The 23320-nt window shown below is 61.4% G+C and carries 17 protein-coding genes, 1 tRNA gene and 2 pseudogenes; 16 read left to right on the plus strand and 4 right to left on the minus strand.

Annotated features, from left to right (window positions below):
* The 8 genes and pseudogenes from D3260_RS02230 to D3260_RS02265 all read left to right on the plus strand — a co-directional run.
* The coding region (locus tag D3260_RS02230) for an IS3 family transposase (protein WP_147418080.1) at positions 1-235 on the plus strand (235 nt) is incomplete at its 5' end.
* Between the two features lie 381 nt (positions 236-616).
* Positions 617-1258: pseudogene (locus D3260_RS18030) on the plus strand (tyrosine-type recombinase/integrase).
* Between the two features lie 186 nt (positions 1259-1444).
* Positions 1445-2218, plus strand: coding sequence for a Hachiman antiphage defense system protein HamA (locus D3260_RS02245; protein WP_120096945.1), 774 nt, complete (start codon positions 1445-1447; stop codon positions 2216-2218).
* Positions 2208-5735, plus strand: coding sequence for a DEAD/DEAH box helicase (locus D3260_RS02250; protein ID WP_120096946.1), 3528 nt, complete (start codon positions 2208-2210; stop codon positions 5733-5735). The genes D3260_RS02245 and D3260_RS02250 overlap by 11 nt, the downstream gene beginning before the upstream one ends.
* A gap of 138 nt (positions 5736-5873) precedes the next feature.
* Complete coding sequence (ada, locus tag D3260_RS02255; RefSeq protein ID WP_120096947.1) at positions 5874-6959, plus strand: bifunctional DNA-binding transcriptional regulator/O6-methylguanine-DNA methyltransferase Ada; 1086 nt, start codon at positions 5874-5876, stop codon at positions 6957-6959.
* Positions 6960-7093: 134 nt separating this feature from the next.
* Positions 7094-7426: pseudogene (locus D3260_RS18035) on the plus strand (EamA family transporter); the annotation flags it as partial.
* Positions 7427-7640: 214 nt separating this feature from the next.
* Positions 7641-7973 carry an EamA family transporter gene (locus D3260_RS18040; protein WP_370456275.1) on the plus strand — a complete coding sequence of 111 codons (333 nt, stop codon included), beginning with the start codon at positions 7641-7643 and terminating at the stop codon, positions 7971-7973.
* 31 nt (positions 7974-8004) lie between these two features.
* Positions 8005-8649, plus strand: coding sequence for a tyrosine-type recombinase/integrase (locus tag D3260_RS02265; RefSeq protein ID WP_120096948.1), 645 nt, complete (start codon positions 8005-8007; stop codon positions 8647-8649).
* Positions 8650-8692: 43 nt separating this feature from the next.
* Here D3260_RS02265 and D3260_RS02270 read toward each other — a convergent pair whose 3' ends face one another.
* The gene (locus D3260_RS02270; protein WP_120096949.1) at positions 8693-9661 is read right to left on the minus strand and encodes a LysR substrate-binding domain-containing protein; all 969 of its coding nucleotides are present in this window, start codon (positions 9659-9661) and stop codon (positions 8693-8695) included.
* 72 nt (positions 9662-9733) lie between these two features.
* On the opposite strand from D3260_RS02270, the gene D3260_RS02275 reads away from it, so the two are divergent.
* Positions 9734-11020, plus strand: a complete 1287-nt coding sequence (locus D3260_RS02275) for an MFS transporter (RefSeq protein ID WP_120096950.1) — start codon at positions 9734-9736, stop codon at positions 11018-11020.
* A 90-nt stretch (positions 11021-11110) separates the two neighbouring features.
* Here the strand turns inward: D3260_RS02275 and ettA are convergent, their stop codons facing one another.
* On the minus strand, positions 11111-12772 hold the full coding sequence (ettA, locus tag D3260_RS02280) for an energy-dependent translational throttle protein EttA (protein ID WP_120096951.1): 1662 nt from the start codon (positions 12770-12772) through the stop codon (positions 11111-11113).
* Positions 12773-13011: 239 nt separating this feature from the next.
* Between ettA and D3260_RS02285 the strand changes: the two genes are divergently transcribed.
* The 5 genes from D3260_RS02285 (at position 13012) to purL (ending at position 19208) form a co-directional block, all read left to right on the plus strand.
* Complete coding sequence (locus D3260_RS02285; RefSeq protein WP_120096952.1) at positions 13012-13641, plus strand: phosphoadenosine phosphosulfate reductase family protein; 630 nt, start codon at positions 13012-13014, stop codon at positions 13639-13641.
* A gap of 434 nt (positions 13642-14075) precedes the next feature.
* A tRNA-Ser gene (locus D3260_RS02290) sits at positions 14076-14167 on the plus strand.
* A gap of 36 nt (positions 14168-14203) precedes the next feature.
* Complete coding sequence (locus D3260_RS02295) at positions 14204-14551, plus strand: DUF1820 family protein (RefSeq protein WP_120096953.1); 348 nt, start codon at positions 14204-14206, stop codon at positions 14549-14551.
* A complete protein-coding gene (locus D3260_RS02300) occupies positions 14548-15330 on the plus strand; it encodes an MBL fold metallo-hydrolase (protein ID WP_199671324.1) in 783 nt (260 codons plus the stop codon). Before D3260_RS02295 ends, D3260_RS02300 begins: the two co-directional genes overlap by 4 nt.
* Positions 15306-19208 (plus strand): phosphoribosylformylglycinamidine synthase, encoded by a 3903-nt coding sequence (gene purL, locus D3260_RS02305; protein ID WP_120096954.1) that lies wholly within the window; start codon positions 15306-15308, stop codon positions 19206-19208. Before D3260_RS02300 ends, purL begins: the two co-directional genes overlap by 25 nt.
* A gap of 38 nt (positions 19209-19246) precedes the next feature.
* Here the strand turns inward: purL and D3260_RS17400 are convergent, their stop codons facing one another.
* Entirely contained in the window at positions 19247-20200 is a 954-nt protein-coding gene (locus D3260_RS17400; protein WP_158583354.1) for a hypothetical protein, read from the minus strand.
* A 297-nt stretch (positions 20201-20497) separates the two neighbouring features.
* Between D3260_RS17400 and D3260_RS17405 the strand changes: the two genes are divergently transcribed.
* Both D3260_RS17405 and D3260_RS02320 read left to right on the plus strand, forming a co-directional pair.
* On the plus strand, positions 20498-20962 hold the full coding sequence (locus D3260_RS17405) for a YbhB/YbcL family Raf kinase inhibitor-like protein (protein WP_255415804.1): 465 nt from the start codon (positions 20498-20500) through the stop codon (positions 20960-20962).
* Entirely contained in the window at positions 20959-22956 is a 1998-nt protein-coding gene (locus D3260_RS02320) for an acetoacetate--CoA ligase (RefSeq protein WP_120096957.1), read from the plus strand. The genes D3260_RS17405 and D3260_RS02320 overlap by 4 nt, the downstream gene beginning before the upstream one ends.
* Before the next feature lie 56 nt (positions 22957-23012).
* Here D3260_RS02320 and D3260_RS02325 read toward each other — a convergent pair whose 3' ends face one another.
* A complete protein-coding gene (locus D3260_RS02325; protein WP_147418082.1) occupies positions 23013-23318 on the minus strand; it encodes a lipid asymmetry maintenance protein MlaB in 306 nt (101 codons plus the stop codon).
* Positions 23319-23320: the final 2 nt, after the last annotated feature.

Consider the following 23320-nt stretch of genomic DNA (forward strand, 5'->3'; position numbering starts at 1 on the left):
TCAGAATCTGATCAGCAGCATGAGTGCGGTCGGGCATTGCGGTGACAACGCCGCATGCGAGGGCTTCTTCGGCATGCTCAAACGTGAGCGCGTCAGACGGCGTCGTTATCGAACCCGCTCCGAGGCCGGATCAGATGTCTTCGACTACATCGAGCGATTTCACAATCACCGGATACGACGTAGGCTGGAAGCCGAGAAACAGCGGCTCTCAACCCGTTTCGAACCGTCCGTGTAAACGGGTGCTAACCCGGATAAAGCGTATGAAAATGCCATTTCTATTTACCGCGCACGTTCAGGCGTAGTGCATGGTGAATTTTCCCTCGGAGAACATACGCGGCAGAACATCCAAAAAGCAGAAGCGATGAGCCGAATGTGCCTCCTATGCTCGGCCCAACTTTATACGATGATGTTGCGGGCCTTCGATAACCCGGATTCTGCCAAGCTCGAGGAGGTAATGAGCCGTATTGCTAACGAAGGGCTGGATTGGTTGATCGAGGCTGCAGGCGGGCAGCCAGGGGAGTGGAGCCACCCGAGCCTACTCGACCGCTTTTGGTCGCTAACTGATCACGAGTGATCGGTCGGATATTGACGGTTCCGTTCAACAAAAGGAATCGTCATGGAGTATATCGACCAATTGGAAGGCGCTCATTCTAAAGGCCCCATCATTCCGTGGAACAAGGGCCGCTTAGTAGGACCGAAACCGCCGCTAAAGCTCAAGGAGATATGGGGTATTAGAGTACGACTACAGCTAGCGACCCGGACAAGGGATCTCGCCCTGTTCAACCTTGCGATCGACAGCAAGCTACGCGGGTGTGATCTGGTTAGGCTGAAGGTTTAAGACGTCGCGCACGGTGGTCGCGTACTGTCCCGCACCGCGATTGTTCAGCAGAAGACGGGCCGACCGGTACAGTTCGAACTGACAGAGCAAACGCGTACCTCGATTGAAGTATGGATAAGCGCCGTCGCGCTGCGAGCCAATGATTATTTGTTTCCGAGCCGGGTGTCGGATTCTCTACATCTATCCACGCGGCAATACGCCCGAATCGTTAAATCGTGGGTTAAGAGCATCGGCCTGGATCCGTTTGACTACGGCACGCACTCGATGCGTCGCACGAAAGCCACGCTGATATATAGGCGAACGCGCAATTTACGCGCCGTGCAGCTCTTGCTGGGACATACGAAGCTGGAAAGCACGGTGCGCTATCTCGGCATCGAGGTCGATGACGCGCTCGAGATGTCGGAACAGACAGAGGTATGACGTTGCTGCCGAACGAGCCAACTGCGCGGCTCGTTCGGCGCCTACACGTATCGGCCAAGGCCAGTCATATGGCAGTGTTGGCCTGTATTGCTGATTATACCAGTTGCAGCTGGGCGAACGACAAGACAAGCCCAGGTTTTTAGCCAGGATGCGCTTTAGTGCGACGAGACCGGATGGTGTGGCCCCATGCTTCTATTTCCAGAATGGAGCGTTGAAGAAGACCAAGATGTAGGCGCAAACAATATTCGCCTGCTCACGGTAGCTGATCCGAAGCTAGATAAAGCTTGCGAGCGCGCTGCCGCCGTTGTTCCCGAACACTATACTTCCCCGGAACACTTCGCCAGAGTGTTTGAGAACCTCGGCAAGCCGGGTGTCGCCGGCCTACTGCGAACGAAGTTGCCAACAGAAAAGACAAAGCAGTCCGGTGATCTTGGCGAGATACTCGCAACTGAATACATAGACGAGCGCACGGGCTTCTCCACGCCGATCAAACGACTTCGATGGAAGGACCATCGAGAAATGTCGATGCGTGGCGACGATGTGATTGGCATTCGCCTGCTACCGGGTGATGAAAGAATCGGTTTCCTAAAGGTGGAAGCCAAGAGCGCAGCAGCTCTTGGTGCGCGCACGATAGAAAACGCACGTGAGGCTTTGGATGGCGACAGTGGCCTTCCTTCCAGCCACACGTTGACGTTTTTGTCCGAGCGCCTACTCGAGCTTGGGAAGGAAGATTTAGCCGATGCAATCGACATGGCGCAATTGCGCGACGGTATCTCCGCTGCGCAGGTAACGCAGATGATCTTCTCGTTCTCGGGAAATGATCCAGAAGGCTTTCTCAAAACCGATTTGGAGAGCTATGGTGGCCAAGTTTCACAGCTTTCCGTGGGGCTCAGGATCATCCAGCATCAGGCATTCATCGCGAGTGTCTACGAAAAGGTTTTGAACGGCGATGAATCTTGAAGAACTCCAAAGCGCCGTAGAATCCGCGATTGAGCCGGCTTTCAGACGGCGACTTCTTGCACGAGGACAGGCCCGCGCAATGATCTGGCGCGACGGCGTTTTGCCGGAGGATGCGCCCCCGTTTGCGGGCACTCTCTCATATGATCTCGCCTCCTATGGGGATTCGCTGTTGTCGCTGGCTATGCGGCTCTGTAAGGAAAAGGGCAATGAAGCACTCGCGCGCTCCGCGTTCGAGCATGCCGGCGAAGCTATCGAGGCAGTCGTCTCGAGGGGAAATCCCGCAAGCCCTCAACGTGGTTTTCTCAAGCTCCTAGCAGCCTCGGCATTTCACCTAGGTCATCTTTCGGCGCGCGCGTTTTCCATGCTCTCAGCTTCGGTACAGAGCGCCAATCTTTCTAGAATCGAGCGTGCGCTAGCACTGCTTATTCTGCGCTCACTTGATGAAATCGAATCCGAAATAACCGCTTGGCGCATTGAGGGCGTTGCAGCAGATAGCCGGCTGGCAGAACAACTTGATAGCGAACTCGAAAATCTCGGGGACGCTGAATCGTCCGAGCCAGTAATGGACGCCTTGGACACTGCTCTTACGGATGTTTTCTATAGTGGTTTAGGGACGTTCATTGTTGCTCTTCAAACAGGCGAGCAGGATCTGGTTGAGCGTGCACGGGCCGAACTCGCGGTTGGCCTTGAACAATGCGGCGCGCTGAACTTGGTACCGCAGTGGTGGTGTTTTCGTCTTGCAATTCACCTTATTGAAGATTTGTGGCGTTCAAGCTTCCACAGCGTATTGCCATCTGATCCGCCCGAAGGTGACGAAGCGAACTGGCAATCACTACGAGGCCTATTCATCGCTTCTCTGTTAAAACGCCGCAGAGCGGAGATTGACCTCTGGCCATCACAGATCGATGCCGCCCGGCGCGCGGTTGATGTTAGTGATGACCTCGTTGTCTCGCTTCCCACTAGCGCCGGAAAGACTCGTGTTGCAGAACTTTGCATCTTGCGTTGTCTTTCCGAAGGAAAGCGCGTTGTGTTTATTACCCCCCTGCGAGCTTTGTCTGCGCAGACTGAGATGAGTTTGCAACGGACCTTCGGCCCGTTGGGTAAAAGCATTTCCTCTCTATATGGCAGCATCGGGACAAGCAACTTCGAGGGAGATGTTCTAAAAGCGCGAGATATTGTTGTCGCGACCCCAGAAAAGCTCGACTTCGCCCTTAGAAATGATCCGACCATCATCGATGATGTCGGACTTGTCGTTCTCGATGAAGGACACATGATTGGACTGGGGGAGAGGGAAGTACGCTATGAAGTGCAGATACAACGGCTGCTAAGAAGACCGGACGCCCACCAACGACGTATCGTGTGCTTGTCAGCCATCCTCCCTGACGGTGACCAATTCGACGACTTTGCGTCTTGGGTCAGGCGTGACAAAGAAGGCGGTGCTGTCACTTCCGATTGGCGGCCTACCCGCATTCGCTTCGGTGAAGTTCTGTGGCGTGGAAATCATGCTCGACTAGACCTGCGTATCGGCGATGAATCGCCTTGGGTTCCCAATTTCTTCGGCCAAAGAGCTCCTACATCCGGGCGACGAACGGCGCTGTTTCCACGTGACCAAAGAGAACTCGTGCTCGCGACAGCTTGGCGCCTCGTCGAGGATGGCCAATCGGTCCTGATTTACTGCCCAATTCGTAGGTCTGTCGAGCCTTTTGCGAAAGCTATCGTCGATCTCGTTTCGCGCGGAATCCTCGATTCCGTGCTTGAAGTCGATCAACACAAACTGGCGAGCGTTCTAGCTATCGGACGCGAGTGGTTAGGCGAAACGCATCCCATACTAGCGTGTCTTCAAATCGGCGTGGCCGTGCACCATGGTGCTCTTCCCGCACCTTTCCGAAAGGAAATGGAACGTCTGTTGCGAGACGGCGTCCTCAAGATCACAGTATCGTCGCCTACCTTGGCACAAGGGCTGAATTTGTCGGCAACTGCCGTAGTAATACATTCCTTGCACCGCGTTCGTAAAATCATACCCGCCTCAGAGTTCAAGAACGTCATAGGCAGAGCAGGACGCGCTTTCGTAGACGTTGAGGGATTGGTTCTTTTACCGATCTTCAGCAACCACGAGTATCGGCGTAATCAATGGCACGAGTTGATAGGCGCAGCGAGAGGTCACGAAATGGAAAGCGGGCTTGTCCGGCTTGTCCTCACATTTCTAGTCCGACTCAACGTAGCCCTTGGCAATCCAGGCATTGTCGAGTTGCAGGAGTATGTGCTCAACAACGCCACCTGGGACTTTCCTGAGATTGGTACTGAAAATGCCGATGATCGCCAGCAAGCAGAAGGCGACTGGCGCAAATATCTAGCGGTTCTGGATACCGCAATCCTCGGTCTGCTTGGAGATCAGGCCCTGACGGCCGACGAAATTGCTGCGGGCCTTGATGACGTTCTCGCATCATCACTCTGGCAAAGACGGATCGCGCATCGTAATCAACCGATTCAAAACCTGTTGCGATCGGCACTAATCTCACGCGCAAGCACGATTTGGGCGAACAGCACGGTCTCACAAAGAAGAGGTTATTTTCTCGCAGGTGTCGGCCTTACTACCGGCCAACAGCTTGATGCCGCTTCTGTCGCAGCAAACCAGCTTCTTATTCAAGCGAATGGGGCAATTCTGGCCGGAGACGTCGAGCAAGCGGTAGCGTCGATAGTGGCGCTTGCCGAGATAATATTTGTCATTGCGCCGTTCATTCCCGCTCCTTTCCCTGGAAATTGGCGCGATATTCTCGCCGTCTGGCTGAGAGGCGCACCCATCGCTGGAGCCGGAATTGAGGTTGATTCCGATGTCCTCCGGTTTATTGAAAACGGCTTGATCTACAAACTCTCTTGGGGAATGGAGGCCGTCCGAGTTAGGGCGCAGGCCAATGCCGATAACGTCGGCGGTGAGCTCGGCGAAATGACTATTGAAGACTTTGAAGTTGGCCTCGCCGTTCCCGCCGTAGAGACAGGCACCCTAGACCGACGCGCCGCCATGCTTATGCAAGCAGGTTTTGGCTCAAGGCTCGCAGCCATAAAAGCTGTGAGCGATACAGGCGCTGAATTTGCCAATCCATTTGAGCTCAACGCTTGGCTGAACTCAGATGAGGTAATAGCTCAGAGCGAGTCCCCGGATTGGCCGACACCGGATAGCCACGTGCTTTGGAACGAATTCAAAGAGAGTTACGCACCTCCAGAAGAGCAGATATGGTCCATCCGCACGGGTCAGTTCTCGGTTTCTTGGTATGACGGCATCGCGAGGCCAGCACCAGGCACTATCCTGGCGCTTCAATTCCTTGATGACGGAAGTCCCGTTGTCATGTCAGCCGGATTTCACCTGCTGGGACGCTTGGATGTCACTACGGAAACCGCGCCCTCTGGTCTGTTCCATACCGTGGTCGCACCGGATGGCGCGCACCTGAATTACACTTATTACGGTCCGGACGATATCGAAAGCAGGCCGGGAGAGACTACGGTTTCCAGCCCGCTCTGATGACCGCTATGGGTCGGAAGCAATCGCCCTTACCGCAATATCAACGTGCCCAACGAATTACAAAGCAACTTTCAGGACGTGCTATAGCGGCTGCGGATGTAAATTGGCTCGGAGTACTGAATATCGAGCCAGCCCGATATGAGCGAGCAGCAAGATGTAGACCGGTGGGCGTCGGTACTTGGCAACGACGCCCAAGCGGACGGTAAGTTCCTCTACGCAGTCAAAACAACGGGTATCTATTGTCGACCCAGTTGTCGATCGCGACCACCGCGGCGCGAGAACGTCGTCTTTTTCGCGAGCGTGGAGGAAGCTAAGCACGCGGGCTTTCGGCCCTGCAAGCGATGCAGGCCGGATGGGCTGCCACGTTCAGCAGATAAAGCCGATCGCATTGCCCGCGCCTGTCGGCTCATTCAGGAAAGCGAAAAGGCACCACAGCTTTCCGTGCTTGCCGAGCAGGCTGGCATGAGTCGATTCCATTTCCATCGTCTATTCAAACAAGCGGTCGGAATGACGCCGCGTCAGTATGCAATCGCGTGTCGTGACGAGCGCGTCAGAGCCGCGCTTGCCGATGGTCAGCGAGTAACCGACGCAGTATTCGGCGCCGGTTACGAATCAAGCGGGCATTTCTATGCAGTAGGTAGCCGCTCGCTCGGTATGGCACCGGAGTCATATCGCAGCCAGGGCGCCGATCACGTCATTCGGTTTGCAATTGGTGAAACCAGGCTCGGTGCCATCTTGGTCGCCGGGACGACGCGTGGAATCTGCGCCATCACGATGTGCGACGATCCGGATGTGCTGATCAAGCAGTTACAGGATAGCTTCGCCTGCGCTGAACTAATCGGCGGAGACCCAGAGTTCGAAGCGCATGTCGCGGCGGTCGTGGGGTTTGTCGAAAGGCCCGCGAACGGTCTCGATCTGCCGCTGGATATCCAAGGCACGGTTTTTCAGCAGCGCGTCTGGCGAGCACTTCAACAAATTCCCTGTGGCGAGACGGCGAGTTACACCGAGATCGCGGAGCGAATCGGTGCACCGAAAGCAGCACGGGCGGTCGCGCGGTCATGTGCGTCCAATCTCTTAGCAATAGCGATTCCCTGCCATCGTGTCGTGCGAAGTGACGGAGAGCTATCGGGATACCGGTGGGGTATCGCTCGAAAGCGCGATTTGCTTGACCGCGAAGCGAAATCGGCGGTTAGCAGCCGTGAGCAAACCACGGCCGCCGATTAATCGGATGAACGAAAGGGCAAGAATTAGACTGTGCCGCGATCTGTCGGTCGTTAGAACTATCGCGTGTCCTGTACCACGCGAGGTCTTCGGCGATGAGTTCAATCAATCAACAGATGGGAGCGCGCGAGTGGGCCATGCTTTTGGGGCTCGCGCTTCTCTGGGGTGGATCATTCTTCTTTGTTGAAATCGCGATCGACGCGGTCTCGCCATTGGCGATCGTGTTCCTGCGGATTGCACTTGCGGCCATAGCACTTTGGTGCTTTTCGCTGTTTATCGGCCTCTCGATCCCGCGCGATCGCCGCATTTGGATGGCGTTTGCAGTAATGGCTGCACTGAACAACGTGATCCCGTTTTCGCTGATCGTCTGGGGGCAGCGAGATATCGGATCGGCACTGGCTTCGATACTGAACGCGGCCACTCCATTTCTGACCGTACTAGTCGCCGGAGCGTGCCTGCCGGACGAGCGGATGACGCCGAACAAGCTGATCGGTGTGATCATCGGCTTCTTTGGTGTCGCGATGGTCGTTGGCTTCAGCAGCGTGATTCACATCGGCCAAAACCTGATAGCTCAGCTCACGATTATCGGCGCCGCTTTTTCTTACGCCTGCGCTAGGCGTGTACGGCCGACGGTTCAAACAAATGCAAGTCGATCCAATCGCGGTTGCGACCGGTCAGGTCACGATGTCCAGCCTTGTGCTCCTAGTATTGATGCTCGTTTCTGGTTCCGTGTTGCCATTGCCGAACACCGGGTTGACGGTCTGGCTAGCACTCGTGGGTCTGGGGCTCTTTTCTACGGCGCTCGCTTACATCCTGTATTTCCGACTGCTGGAAAGTGCTGGTGCCACGAATTTGCTACTCGTGACGTTGTTGATACCGTCGGTCGCCACGGGCTTGGGGGTAGCAGTGCTCGGAGAGTCTCTTGATGCAGCGGATTATGCAGGTGTAGCCATGATCGGGGTTGGGCTTTTAACCATCGATGGGCGTTTGCTGGTAGCGGCGATGCCGAAACTTTAGCGACGATTATCTACGAGAGGAGGCATCGCTGATGGTTGATCAAGAAATAGACGCGATCGACTCGATTTCGGCCACAGTACGTTTGCCATGGAATAAAGGGCGGCTCGTCGGTCCCAAGCCGCCGCTTAAGCTTCCCGAGATATGGGGTATTCGGGTTCGATTGCAGCTTGCGCAGCATACGCGAGACTTGGCTCTCTTTAATCTTGCAATAGACAGCAAGCTTAGAGGCTGCGATCTCGTTACGCTAAGGACGATCGACATCTCCCATGGTGGTCGGGTGTTACCCCGCGCTGCAATTGTTCAACAGAAAACGAAACGGCCTGTTCAATTTGAGTTGACCGAACAAACCCGTGTTGCCATCGCTGCTTGGGTCGCTGTAGCTCAACTGCGAAAGCATATGTATCTCTTCCCAAGTCGATCGAACCCAGAGTCACATTTGTCTACACGACAGTACGCCAGGATCGTGAAATCCTGGGTTGAAAGCATTGGACTCGATCCGCTCGAGTATGGGACGCATTCGCGTCGTCGCACGAAGGCGACATTGATTTACCGACGCATCCGAAACCTGCGAGCGATTCAACTTCTTCTCGGCCATTCGAAGCTCGAGAGCACCGTGCGGTATCTCGGGATCGAGGTCGATGACGCTCTCGAGATGGCGGAGCAGACCGAAGTGTAAATGTCCGCTTCGGGTCGCTTCTTGTTGGAAGAGAGGATCAGACTCAGATTTCGCAGTCCTCTTTCAGAAATCTTTCAAGCAGGTCAGCTACGCGAAATACAGATACGTCGGTGGCTGAGCTACGCGTTGCAACCACATATCGGCCGCCCGAGGTTGCGTTCGTTCCTATGGGCGCGACCAATCGCCCGTCACGGAGCATTCGGCTGACGAGCGGAAGGCGCCCGATTGCCACGCCATGCCCTTGAGCTGCGGCTTCAAGCGTCATCGTCGAATCGGCCATGCGCGTTGTTGGCTCGATGCGAGCTGTTCCATCATGTTCTTTGCTTTGCCAGCGTGACCAGTCATCTGGGTGGGCTTCATTACCGATGACGCGTCCCGATTTCATATATGCCCAGAATTCGCTCGGCGACTGCGCGACAGCCGGCGCACAAACGGGAAACGCGTGTTCGGAAAATCCCGCTGGATGCCTCTCCGCGCTATCGCTATTCGAGCGATACCGAATCGCAATGTCGATTTCATCTCTCTCCAGATTCAAGATACGCATAGTCGTCGCCAAGCGCAGCGAGATATCGGGCTCGAGTGCTTCAATCTCGCCAAGCCGAGGTATAAGCCATAGCGTCGCCAATGATGGCGAGAGTGTGAGGCTGACACCCGACGATGCATTGGGCGTGCGATTCAGTCTGGCAGCCGCTTCATCGATCGAGTTGAAAGACGGTGCGAGTAACCGAGCGTAGCTAAGGGCGATCGGCGTCAACTGAATCCCTCGGCCGTGTTTTTCTAACAGCGTCTCACCGAGTCTGCGCTCCAGGCTACGTATTTGATGGCTAATCGAGGATTCCGAGCGTTTCAGCCCGCGCGCTGCCTCCCGAATGCTTTGGGTTTTCGCAACCTCTAGTAGCACGCGAAGGCCGTGATAAGGCGGAAGGCTGTCCATCACACATGAAATTATTGCAAGTAACCTCGGCTCATTATTCAGCAGACAGCACGCTACGGCCACCGGAATATAGTGCATCCTTTGCCAATCAGCGTTCCGAGCACGCTTGAATGCTTTCGATTGGTCCGGTTTTGATCGAACGGAGCAGTGATGCCTTGGCCAATATTCCGCAGATCATCGCGGCAAATTGTTCTGACGATTTTTCTGCCTTTCACCGCCGCGTATTTGATCTCCGAGTTGTATCGCAACGTCAACGGCGTCATCGCGCCGGAGCTTCGCCAAACGTTCGATATCGGCCCCGTCGGACTCGGCTTTCTATCCAGTGTCTTCTTGATCGCGATCGCTGCGGCACAAATACCGGTCGGTGTCCTGCTTGATCGCTATGGCTCGCGACGGGTTGTAGCTCCGATGTTGCTGCTCGCCGCTGCCGGCGCCGTGCTGTTCACAATGCCTAGTTACCCAGCTGCGGTGGGTGGAAGACTGTTGCTCGGTCTCGGGCTTGGCGCCTGCTGGGCCGGTGCCTATCGCGCCAATGTCTTATCGTGGCCTCGAGAACGGCTCCCGCTGGTCAACGGCGCCTTGCTTGGACTCTCCGGGTTAGGAGCACTGGCTGCAACGCGCCCGGTCGAAGCTGTATTAAGCCTCATCTCGTGGCAGTCGTTTTTTCTTGGCCTTGCTGCTATCACGACGTTGCTTGCTATTCTGATTTTTGCTGTTGTTCCTTCCGAATCCGAGGACATCGATGCCTCGGGATCAGAGACGCTGGCAGAAGTGTTGCACGGGTTCCGAAAAGTCGTAGGGCACCCGCTGTTCCGACGGGTTTGGCCGCTCACATTTATGTGCGAAGGGACGTGGCTCGCGTATCAAGGTCTGTGGGGCGGCGTGTGGTTACGCCAAGTCAGCGATCTCGACTCGACTGCGGCCGCGAACGTTTTATTTGCTTTTGCGCTGGCAATCGTTGTCGGTCAGATCGTGTTGAGCGGATTGACCGGATGGTTGGTCAAACGTGGTGCGCGCCTGGAATGGATGATGGCCGGAATTACCGGCGGTTTCATTGCAACTCAATGCTTCATTGCATTTTTCCCGCGCGCTATGCCAACCGCGTCCTGGACCTCGTTGGGCCTACTGACTGCGGGGCCGATCTTGGCGTACGCGTGGCTTACGACGGAGTTGCCGCACGCCTGGGCGGGGCGTGTCGTCAGCCTAATCAATCTCTGTGCGACGCTCGCCGGGTTTTTGCTTCAGTATGCCGTGGGTGGGTTGATCGACTTGTTTTCGATCGTTTCTGGATCAGAGCCTAATGCCCAGCGCTGGGCGTTCGGTCTGCTGATTGGTGGCGAAGCGACCGCACTGCTTTGGTTCTTAGCTTCGAATTGGCTACCCCGGCGAATGTGGGCAACGCAAGTGCGAGAAGTGGCCGGCCAAATCGATAGATGAAGTCCGCTTTGGGTCGAAAGCAGCCGCCCCACACAAAAAAGCCCCGATCAACAGATCGGGGCTTGATTGGGTCGCGATGCCGTGTGGCAATCAGGCCAGCTTGCGGTGCTTGGCCTTGCCCGAGCCTTCGGCCGCGCTGCCGAGGCGGCGTTTGCGGTCGGTTTCGTAATCCTGGTAGTTGCCTTCCAGGAAGACGACGTCGTCGTCTTCGAACGACAGGATGTGGGTGGCAATCCGGTCGAGGAACCAGCGATCGTGCGAGATGACCATGACGCAGCCCGGGAATTCGAGCAGGGCCTGTTCCAGAGCACGCAGGGTTTCGACGTCGAGGTCGTTGGTCGGTTCGTCGAGCAGCAGGACGTTGCCGCCTTTCTGCAGCAGCTTGGCCAGCTGTAGCCGATTGCGCTCACCGCCCGAGAGTTCCGAGACCAGTTTCTGCTGGTCGGCGCCCTTGAAGTTGAAGCGCCCGAGATAGGCTCGCGAAGGCACTTCATAGGTGCCGATGGTCAGGATGTCCTGGCCGTTGGAGACTTCTTCCCAGACGGTCTTTTCGGAATCCAGTTCCTCGCGCGACTGGGTCACGTAGGCCAGCTCGACCGTGTCGCCGACGCGGATTTCGCCGGAATCCGGTGTTTCCTCGCCGGTGAGCATGCGGAACAGGGTGGTCTTGCCGGCGCCGTTGGGCCCGATGATGCCCACGATCGCACCCTGGGGCACCTTGAGCGAGACATCGTCGTAGAGCGTGTGCTCGCCGTAGGCCTTGGAGACATCGTGCAGCTCGAAGACCAGATCGCCCAGGCGCGGGCCCGGCGGGATATAGATTTCGTTCGTCTCGGAGCGTTTCTGGTATTCGCGCGATTGCAGTTCCTCGAACTGACGCAGACGCGCCTTGGATTTGGCCTGCCGGCCCTTGGCGTTCGAGCGCACCCATTCCAGCTCGGCGGAGACGGCTTTCTTGTGCGCGGCCTCGGACTTGGCTTCCTGTTCGAGGCGTTTTTCCTTCTGTTCCAGCCAGGAGGAATAGTTGCCTTGCCAGGGAATACCGTGACCGCGGTCCAGTTCGAGGATCCAGCCGGCGACGTTGTCGAGGAAGTAGCGATCATGGGTCACGGCGACGACCGTGCCCGGGAAATCGCTCAGGAAGCGCTCCAGCCAGGCCACCGACTCGGCATCGAGATGGTTGGTGGGCTCGTCGAGCAGGAGCATGTCCGGTTTGGACAGCAGCAACCGGCACAGGGCGACACGACGACGCTCGCCGCCGGACAGCCTGGCGACGTCGGCGTCCCAGGCTGGCAGGTTCAGGGCTTCGCCGGCGCGGTCCAGCGTGTTGTTGATGTCCCAGCCGTCGGCCGCGTCGATGGCTTCCTGCAGCTCGGCCTGTTCGGCGAGCAGGGCTTCGAAGTCGGCATCCGGCTCGGCAAACGCTTCGCTGATCGCGTTGAAGCGGGCGAGCTTGTCGGCGAGCTCGCCGAGGCCGTCCATGACGTTGGCCCGAACGTCCTTGGCGTCGTCGAGTTCCGGTTCCTGCGGCAGATAGCCGATGTTGATACCGGGCATCGGCCGGGCTTCGCCTTCGTACTCGGTGTCGATGCCGGCCATGATGCGCAGCAGGGTGGATTTGCCGGCGCCGTTGTAGCCGAGCACGCCGATCTTGGCGCCCGGGAAAAAGGACAGGTTGATATCCCGCAGGATATGTTTCTTCGGCGGGACAACCTTGCCCACGCCGTTCATGGTAAAGATGTATTGAGCCATAACGATGCGCGTGCGTGATCAAGCCGGGCCGCAATTCTAGGGCCTGTTGCGGTTTCGTGCGAGCCCGCGCCAAGCGTGCTCGGCTCCGGGCAGCTTGTTCTGCCCGCTCGACGACGTGAGAATGCTATGGATATAACCACATAATATCTATGCCGGGGTTTTAAATAACCAGAAAGCGTTTACCATGCCGCACAAGAAAGGCCGAAACGCCGGCCGACGTTTGTGATGAGGTAAACGCCATGAATATCGATACCGCGAAAGCCAACGCTGAACTCGCCGGCCAGCACCCGCAGCAGATCGTGAACTGGGCTGCGAGCCTGGGCGGCAAGACGATCGTGACGACGAACTTCGGGCCGTATGAAGCGGTCATTCTGCACTTGGCGGTGCAGGCCAAGCCGGACATCGATGTCGTCTGGATCGATTCGGGCTATGCCACGCGCAAGACGTATCTGTTCGCCGAGAAGCTGATCGCGGACCTGAACCTGAACATCCACGTGTTCAATCCGTTGTCCTCGGCGGCGCGACGCGATGCGCTGATGGGTATTCCGGACGTGGATGACCCGCAGCACGAAGAGTTCACGAATCAGGTCAAGCTCGAGCCGTTTGGCCGGGCCATGCGCGAAATGGCGCCGGACGTCTGGCTGACGGCGGTACGTCGTGACCAGACCGCGTTCCGTCAAGGCATGGATATCGTCTCGCAGGACAAGCCGGGCGGCGTGGTCAAGGTGGCGCCGGTGCTGGAATGGACGGAGCTCGACATGGAGCGCTATCTGACCGAGCACGATCTGCCGAACGAGAAGAATTACTACGATCCGACGAAGGTGCTGGGCAACCGCGAATGCGGCCTGCACAACCGCTTCAGCGCCTGATCAACGTTTCGTAGGCGGTACGAAAAGCGCGCGGTTGCCGACCGCGCGCTTTTTTTGTCCTGCCGATACGAGCCGGCTGGGCCTGTGTGGTTTGCCTTGTCCGGCGCCGGGTGACGGCGGCCCTGGATGTCGCTCTCACCGCGGCCGGGGCGTGCGAGCCCGGGCCGGTCACGACTGCGGTCGGGCCAGACCGCAGGCCGGTGGTCCGCTCGCCGATGTGAATGGGTGACGCGGTTGTATCATTGGCGTTGCCTGCAGCGGATGCCACCGACGGGCAATGCCCGCTCGGGCCTGTCGTGGCGGGCCGGTGTGGCCGTGCGAGGTGACGACGACGGATTTTCTTGTCGCTACCTATTGGGAAAGCCGATCGGATCGTTTACCATACGCGACTTCGCTGATCGGGAGCCGCCAGGCAGCCGGCAGCGAGCGACAATGGAGAGGTACCGAAGCGGTCATAACGGCACCGACTCGAAATCGGTTGGGGGTTTGTAGCCCCACGTGGGTTCGAATCCCACCCTCTCCGCCATTACCCCATCTCCCCGGTCCTCGTACCCGACGCCTCATGGCCGACGCCGATTCCAAGCATCGTCTATATCGCGTGGCGTTCTACAATCAGGGCGAGGTCTACGAAGTCTATGCGCGCGAGATCGCGCAGGGCAGCCTGTTCGGCTTCGTCGAGATCGAGCAGCTCGTCTTTCGTGAGCGCACCACGGTGGTGATCGACCCGGCCGAGGAGAAGCTGGCGGACGAATTCGCCGACGTGCGTCGCAGTTATATCCCGATGCATTCCATCATCCGTATCGATGAAGTCGATCGGCGCGGTCCGGCGAAGGTCAAGCCGGCGGAAAGCGGCGAGGCCGGCAAGGTGCGCCCGTTTCCGATCTATACGCGATCCGGCCCGGGGTCGTGAGTTCGTCGGAGCTGCGTTTCGCGCTGCTCGGCAGCGGCAGTAAAGGCAATGCACTGGTCGTCGAATGCGGCAGCACCCGGCTGCTCGTCGATTGCGGCTTCTCCGCGCGCGAGATCGAACGCCGTCTGGCGCGGTTGTCGCTCACCCCGGCCGATATCGATGCGATCGTCATCACCCACGAGCACGACGATCACTGGAAGGGCGTATCGCGGTTTTCGCGCGCGCACGATCTGCCGGTGTGGCTGACGCCGGGTACGCGGGCGGCCAAGAATGCCGATGCGCTCGCCGCCACCGAGCTCTATTCGCCGCACGAGCCGTTCGCGGTCGGGGATATCGAGCTGTTTCCCTATCCTGTTCCCCATGATGCGCGCGAACCGGCGCAGCTGGTGATCGGCAACGGGGACAAGCGGCTGGGCATCCTGTCGGATATCGGCGTCGTGACGCCGCACGTGCGCGGCATGGTCGATGCCTGCGATGCGCTCGTCATCGAATCCAATCATGACCCGGCCCTGCTGGCCGGCGGCCCGTACCCGCCCGCACTCAAGGCCCGCGTGGCCGGTCGGCTCGGGCACTTGAGCAATCAGCAGGCGGCCGAACTCCTGTCCGATATCGACACGCGCGCGCTTCAGCATGTCGTGGTCGCCCATCTTTCCGAATCCAACAATCGCCCGGAACTGGCCCGGGCCGCGCTCGCCGAAGCGCTGGCCTGCAGCCCCGACTGGGTGCATGTGGCACATCAACGCGAGGGGCTCTCGTGGCGCAGTCTGAGCAACCGATAGAACATATCGCCATCTATGCCGGCGCACCGGCACTGGCCGAATTCGAACGCGATCGGCTGGCCGTCGGCCTGGCGCAGGCCGGGCTGGACAGCGCCGGCCTGCGGGCCCAGGTCGTCTATATCGCGGCGTTCGCCGCGCATGCCGACGAGGCGGCCACCACGCGGCTGAAGCAGGTGCTCGAGGTCGACGGCAGCGCACCGGAGCCGCACGGCGTGCTCGTGCTGCCGCGGCTCGGCACGGTGTCTGCCTGGTCCACGAAAGCCGCGGATATCGCGCAGAACGCGGGCGTGACGGGGCTCATGCGCCTCGATCGTGCACTGGTCTATCGGTTCGATGATGCGGCCCCGGCGCTCGCCGATCTGGCGGCGTCAGGCGTGCTGCACGATCCGATGACCGAGTCGATGACCGACGACTGGTCGCTGCTCGAAACCCTGTTCTCCCAGCCCAGGCCGCGCCGCCTGCGACGTGTGCCGCTGGCCGCCCGGGGCGAGACGGCCCTGCACGAGGCCAATCGCGACTGGGGCCTGGCGCTCGACGAGGCCGAAATCACGTATCTGGCCGAGCAATACACGGCCCTCGAACGGGATCCGACCGACGTCGAGCTGATGATGTTCGGCCAGATCAATTCCGAGCACTGTCGGCACAAGATCTTCAACGCGGCATTCGTCATCGACGGCCAGCCCCAGGCCGATTCGTTGTTCGACATGATCCGGGCGTCCTACAAGGCGGCGCCGGACGGGGTGCTGTCGGCGTATCGAGACAACGCGGCGGTTGTCGAAGGCCCGATGGCTACCCGGCTGACGGTCGACGGTGAACGGACCTATCGGCTGGTTGAAGAGCCGGTGCATCTGTTGATGAAGGTCGAAACCCACAACCACCCGACGGCCATTGCGCCATCGCCCGGCGCGGCGACCGGCGCCGGCGGCGAAATCCGCGACGAAGCCGCCACCGGCCGCGGTGGCAAGCCGAAGGCCGGCCTGACCGGTTTTTCGGTCGCCGATCTGTGCATCCCGGGCCACGAGCAGCCCTGGGAAACCGATCGCGATCGGCCGACGCATCTGGCGAGCGCGCTGGATATCATGCTGGCCGCGCCGATCGGGGCGGCACGCTACAACAACGAATTCGGCCGGCCGGCGCTCGGCGGCTATTTCCGGGCCTACCAGCATGAATCGGCGGCCACCGGCCTGCGCGGTTACCACAAGCCGATCATGATTGCAGGCGGCATGGGCAATGTGCGCCCCGGCCACGTGGAGAAGCAGGCGGTGCCGGTCGAGGCCTGTCTCGTGGTGCTCGGCGGGCCGGCGATGCTGATCGGCCTGGGCGGCGGGGCGGCCTCGTCGATGGCCAGCGGCGCGGACTCCGCGGAACTGGATTTCGCCTCGGTCCAGCGCGCCAACCCGGAAATGGAGCGGCGCGCGCAGGAAGTCATCGAGGGCTGTATCGCTTTCGGTGACGACAATCCCGTCGCCTCCATCCACGACGTCGGCGCCGGCGGCCTGTCCAACGCGCTGCCCGAGATCATCGACGCCGATGACCGGGGCGGGTCGATCCGGCTGCGCGATATTCATTCGGCGGATCCCGGCCTGTCGCCGATGGAGATCTGGTGCAACGAATCGCAGGAACGCTACGTGCTGGCGATCGCCGCCGATCGGCTCGGTGATTTCGAGGCATTGGCCGCGCGCGAGCGCTGTCCGTACGCGGTTGTCGGCCGGGCCACCGCGGAAAGCCAGCTCGTGGTCGAGGACAGCGCGGCGCGCAGTGCGGAGGATGCGCGCCCGGTCGACATGCCGATGTCGGTCCTGCTGGGCCGCACGCCACGCATGACCCGCGAGGCCACGCGCGAATCGCTGCGGCCGGCGGCGTTCGGACATCGCGATATCGACATCGCCGAGGCATTCGATCGCGTGCTGGGCGTGCCGAGTGTCGCGAGCAAATCGTTTCTGATCACCATCGGCGATCGCAGTATCGGCGGCATGACCGCGCGCGACCAGATGGTCGGACCGTGGCAGGTGCCGGTGGCCGACGTCGCGGTCACCACGACCGCCTTCACCGGCGACACCGGCGAAGCCATGGCCATGGGCGAACGCGCGCCGGTCGCCCTGATCGATGCGCCGGCCTCGGGCCGCATGGCCGTGGCCGAGGCGATCACCAACATCGCCGCGGCCCGCATCGAGCGACTGACCGATGTCCGCCTGTCGGCCAACTGGATGGCCGCCTGTGGCGATGCCGTCGAGGACGCACGTCTCTATGACACCGTGCGCGCGGTCGGCGCGGAGCTCTGCGCCGAGCTCGGTCTGGCCATTCCGGTGGGCAAGGATTCGTTGTCCATGCGCGCCCGCTGGACCGATGCCGAAGACCGCGAACGCACCATGAGCGCGCCGGTTTCGCTGGTCGTCTCGGCCTTTGCGCCGACCGTCTCGGCCCGCGGTACGCTCACCCCCCAGCTTCAGCCCGCCGAGGCCGGGGCGACGCGTCTGATCCTGGCCGATCTCGGGCAGGGGCGGAACCGCCTCGGGGGCAGTGCGCTGGCCCAGGCCTACGGTGCGCTCGGCGACCAGGCGCCGGATCTGGATCGACATGCCGCGCTGGCCGGTTTCTTCGATGCCATCCAGAAGCTCGCGGCGGCCGGGCGCATCCTGGCCTATCACGATCGTAGCGACGGCGGGCTTGCGGCCTGCCTCGCCGAAATGAGTTTCGCCGGCCATCTCGGCGTCGATGTCACGCTGGACGCTCTGGATGCCAGTGCGGTCGCCGCGTTGTTCGCCGAGGAACTCGGCGCCGTGCTGCAGGTGGCTGCCGACGACGTCGAAACCACGCTGGCCACGCTGCGCGATGCCGGTGTCGCCGCGAGCGATATCGGCACCATCACCGATGATGATCGCCTGACCTTCCGGCACGACGGGGCGGTTGTGTTCGCCGCGCCGCGCGTGGATCTGCACCGTCGCTGGGCCAGCCTGAGCCATGCCATGGCCACGCGTCGCGATGAGCCGGCCTCGGCGGATGCCGAATACGATGCGCTTCTGGATACGGCCGATCCGGGGCTGCCGGCCGAAGTGTCCTTCGATCCGGATGCCGATGTCATCGCGCCCTACATCAACACCACGCGCCCGCGTGTGGCCATCCTGCGCGAGCAGGGCGTCAACGGCCACAACGAAATGGGGTTCGCCTTCACCCAGGCCGGTTTCGATGCCATCGATGTCCACATGTCCGAAGTGCTCGCCGGACGCGTGAATCTGGCCGAGATGCAGGGTCTGGCTGCCTGTGGCGGGTTCTCCTACGGCGATGTGCTGGGCGCCGGGCAGGGCTGGGCTCGTTCGATCCTGTTCAACCGACGAGCGCGGGCGGCCTTTGCCGATTTCTTCGCGCGCGAGGACACGTTCGCGCTCGGTGTCTGCAACGGCTGCCAGATGCTCTCTGCGCTGGCCGAGCTGATTCCGGGCACGGACGGCTGGCCGCGCTTCGTGGCCAATGCATCACGACAGTTCGAAGGGCGCACCAGTGCGGTCGAGATTCTCGAATCCCGCGCGGTGCTCCTCGAGGGCATGGCCGGCAGCCGAGTGCCGGTTGCCGTAGCGCATGGCGAGGGACGGGCCGAGTTTGCCAGCGCAGCCGCCCCGGACCGGCTGGCTGAGGCCGGCCAGATCGGCATGCGTTACACCGCGAACGCCGGCGGGCCGGCAACGACGTACCCGGCCAACCCCAATGGGTCGCCGGCAGGCGTGACCGGTCTGTGCAATGCCGATGGCCGCGTGTTCATCTGCATGCCGCATCCGGAGCGCGTCACGCGCAGCGTCAACCTCTCGTGGGCGCCGTCGAGCTGGGGCGAGGCCAGCCCCTGGGCGCGTCTGTTCGCCAACGCAAGACGTTTCGTCGGCTGAGCACTCGGTCCCGGGCGCGGCGGTGGCCCGGCGCGCCGTCAGTCCGGGATCGCGGGTGTCGAAAAACGGATGATCTGGAATATCGGGCCGGTCGCGGCCATGTCATGGCCCGCCGATTCCGCCCGGCGGGCCCGATCCCGGATCATCCGGATCGCGAAATCATCCAAATTCTCGTAGCCGCTGGAGCGCTGTATGCGCACGGCGCCCGGGTCATGGGCCGCGTGAGCGGGTCGAATCGCCAGGCTCGCCCAGGGAATACGCGCCGGATCATCGGGCACCACGGGCTGGCCGAGTGACCGGGACAGGCCCCGATTGATCGTGGCCAGCTCGGTCGCCATGGGCTGGCGATACGCGTCGAACAACGACCGACCGCGATAGACGATGTCGTCGACCTGCCAGCGAGCCATGCCGGCCGCCGGAGATTTGTCGATTGCATGACGCACGAGATGCCAGTGCAGCGTCAGCGGCATGTCATCGCCGTTGGCCAGACGGATGACGCAGTTCGTCAGTGCGGTCTCGTGCGATGGGCCGAAGTGACCGGTGGTGAGCAGGATATCCTCGAAATCCTGGGCCACTTCCGCGAGCGGCGCCCGTGCGTCCTCGGCGAGTCGGGCCTGAAGCAGCCAGGTGAACCTTTCCTGTGTCTGCGCATCGGCGCGCGGCCATGCCCGAGGTGCGATTTGGCGGCCGATCGCGCGCAGGTCGAGCAAATCGCCCAGCGTGGCTGCGATCAGATCCCCCTCGTCGGCGGGCCCGTTGTTCTGGGTCAGGATGCGGGCACGGGCCCGCGGGTCGTCGTCGTGCGCCAGAAGCCAGGTCAGCGTCTGGTAGAGCATCTTGTTCGGTGGTGTGGGGCGATCCGGCCAGAGCAGGCGCGGGTCGAACACGAGAGACGAGGTGGCCGACCGATCCGCGGCCAGGGCATTGCCGGCTACGCCGAGACAGGCCGCCAGTGCCAACGCCAGAACGGCGCCGGTTCGTTGTCGCATCATCGATGTTTCCGGGCCGCGAGGCGAGTTGAGACCGAGTATCGGCGCAGGCTCGACCCGGACGCAAGCCGCACGATGGCCATGTGCGCCTGGCCCGGTCCAATCGTTCGGCCGCGATGCATCCGCCTTGCGAGGTGGGCGGCCCGGCTCGCGAGGCCCGCGGCCCAGGCGATGGCCGGACAACTGCTATCCTGTCGTCCTGCCTGTTCGTGCATTGGAAAGTGGCCTATGCAAAGTCGAATACCTCCGTGGCTCATCGGTGTGGCCGGCGCGGCGGCTGTGGCCGTGGCAACACCTGTGATGGCGGCGGGCCTGTCTCTATCGTCTCCGCAAATCAAGCCGAACGCGGCTATCCCGGCCTCGTTTACCTGCGACGGCGCCGGACAGTCCCCGACGCTGATGATCCAGGGCGTGCCGAGCGGTGCCGCCTCGCTGGTGGTCGAGGTGATCGATCCGGACGCGCCGCACGGCGATTTCTTGCACTGGGGGCTCTACAATCTGGCCACCAATACGGCATTCCTGGCCGCCGGTGCGGCCGGTCATGATCTGCCCGGGCCTGCCACCAGCGTGACCAACGGTTACGACAAGCCGGGGTACGGCGCAATCTGTCCGCCGTCCGGCCAGACGCACCATTACCGGTTCGTCTTGTATGCGCTCGACACACGGCTGTCCGGCCAACCCGACGACAAAGCGGCACTGGATGCGGCGATGCAGGGGCATGTCATGGCGCAGACGGATTTCACGGCCCGCTACACGCGACCATGAGCGCGCCCGAATCCACGCCACCCGTCGTCTATCGCCCGAGTGAGGCCCGGATTCGGGCCTCGCGCCTGGCCGACTACCTGGGCTGGCTGCAGGCTCGCGGCGAGGCGCCGACCGACGACCCCGGCGATTATCAAACGCTGCATGACTGGTCGGTGCGCGCGCCGGAAGCCTTCTGGAACGGCCTCTGGGACTGGCTGGGCGTGATCGGCGAGCGCGGCGACGGGCCGGCGCTTGCGGATGCACGGATGCCGGGCGCGACATGGTTCCCCGGGGCACGCTTGAATTTCGCCGAGAACCTGCTGGCGGAAGCCCTGCACGGCGATGCAACGCGTACGGCGGTGGTCAGCCACTCCGAATCGCGCGGGCGTAGCACCCGGACCTATGGTGAGCTGCTGGCCGAGGTCGGCGCACTCGAAGCCTGGCTCGTCGCCCGCGGTGTCGGGCCGGGAGACCGGGTCGCCGGTGTGGTCGCGCACACGCACGAGCCGATCGTCGCCATGCTCGCCTGCGCCAGCCTGGGGGCGATCTGGGCCTCGGCATCGCCAGACTTTGGCGTGTCGGGCCTGATCGATCGTTTCGCCCAGATCGAGCCGACCGTACTGGTGCTCGTCGACGGCTATGTCTACGGTGGTCGATCGTTTGATCGGCGCGATCGCATCGCCGCGCTCGGCGAGGCCATGCCGTCGGTGCGCGATGTGCTGGTGATCGACAACACCGGCACGGCCGCGCCGTTGCCCGACGCGGCTCACGTCACGGCCTGGTCGGACGCACTGGCCGCCCATGCCGGCGCGCAGCCGTCATTCGCTCGCGGGCCGTTCGATCGGCCGGTCTATATTCTGTTTTCCTCCGGCACGACCGGCGTTCCGAAATGCATCGTGCACGGCGCGGGCGGGGTGTTGTTGCAGCACGGCAAGGAGATCGCGCTGCACGGCGATGTCGGTCGCCTCGATACGTTTTTCTACTTCACCACCTGCGGCTGGATGATGTGGAACTGGCACGTCTCCGGTCTGATGACCGGGGCGCGGCTGGTCACTTACGACGGGCATCCCGGCCATCCGGATCTGGATCATCTATGGGCGATGGCCGAGGCCGAGGGCGTGACGCATTTCGGCACCAGCGCGAAATGGCTGGCTGCCTGTCGCAACGCCGGCATCGGCCCGGGCGCGGCCCACGATCTGTCGGCGCTGCGGGTGATTTTCTCCACCGGTTCGCCGTTGCTCGATGCCGACTACGACTGGGTCTACGAGGCAGTTGCCGACCGTATCCTGCTGGGGTCGATCTCCGGCGGCACCGATATCGTCTCGTCGTTCGTCGGGTGCTGCCCGACGATCGCCGTGCGCCGCGGCGAGATTCAATGCCGGTTGCTCGGGGTCGCGGCGGCGGCCTTCGACCCGAATGGCGATGCCGTGATCGAGGACAAGGGGGAACTGGTCTGCACGCAGCCGCTGCCGTCGATGCCGGTGGCGTTCTGGAACGACCCGGACGGCGCACGTTATCGCGAGGCCTACTTTGCACGTTTCCCCGGGGTGTGGGCGCACGGCGACTATATCCGGTTCACGCAAACCGGCGGGGCGGTCATCTACGGCCGGTCGGATGCCACGCTCAACGTCGGCGGCGTGCGTATCGGCACGGCCGAAATCTATCGTCAGATCGAGCCGATGGCCGGCATCGCGGATTGCCTGGTGGCCGCGCGCAGCGTCGGCGACGACGATCTCATGGTGCTGTTCATTGTCATGGCCGACGATGCGACATTCGACGAGGCGCTGGCCGAGCGTATTCGGCGACAGCTGCGCGCTCAGGCCAGTCCGCGCCATGTGCCGGGGCTCATTCTGGCTGTACCGGCCTTGCCCTACACGCGTAGCGGCAAGAAGGTCGAAGTGGCAGTGGCTCGTCTGCTCGACGGTCGGCCGATCGACAACACCGAGGCCATCGGTAATCCGGAATCGCTCGATGCCATCCGGGCCTGCCTGGCGGCGCGACTGGGCAACGCATGAAAAAAGCCGCGGCATGCCGCGGCTTTGTCTTCTGGCGCTTTTTTACGGTCGTGCGGTCAGGTCCGGCCCGAGACGTCGATCACATCCCCCAAGCCCGAGAAGTCGATGATGGCACGCATCTGAGCCGGCGCGTTGGCAAAACGCAGTGTCGTGCCGGCCCGGCGGGCATCGCGCATCCATTCCAGCAGCAGCGCGACGCCGGCACTATCGGCACGCACGACGCCGCCGAGATCGATGACCGTCTCGTGGCCCGCGCTGAACCAGTTCGCTGATTTCTTCAGCCGGCCGGGCACACTGTTCTTGTCCAGCTCGCCCTCGACGCGCACGGTCTGAATGTCGTCATCGGTGCTCGTATCGGACATGC

The organism is Salinisphaera sp. Q1T1-3, assembly GCF_003602005.1.
Lineage (GTDB): Bacteria > Pseudomonadota > Gammaproteobacteria > Nevskiales > Salinisphaeraceae > Salinisphaera.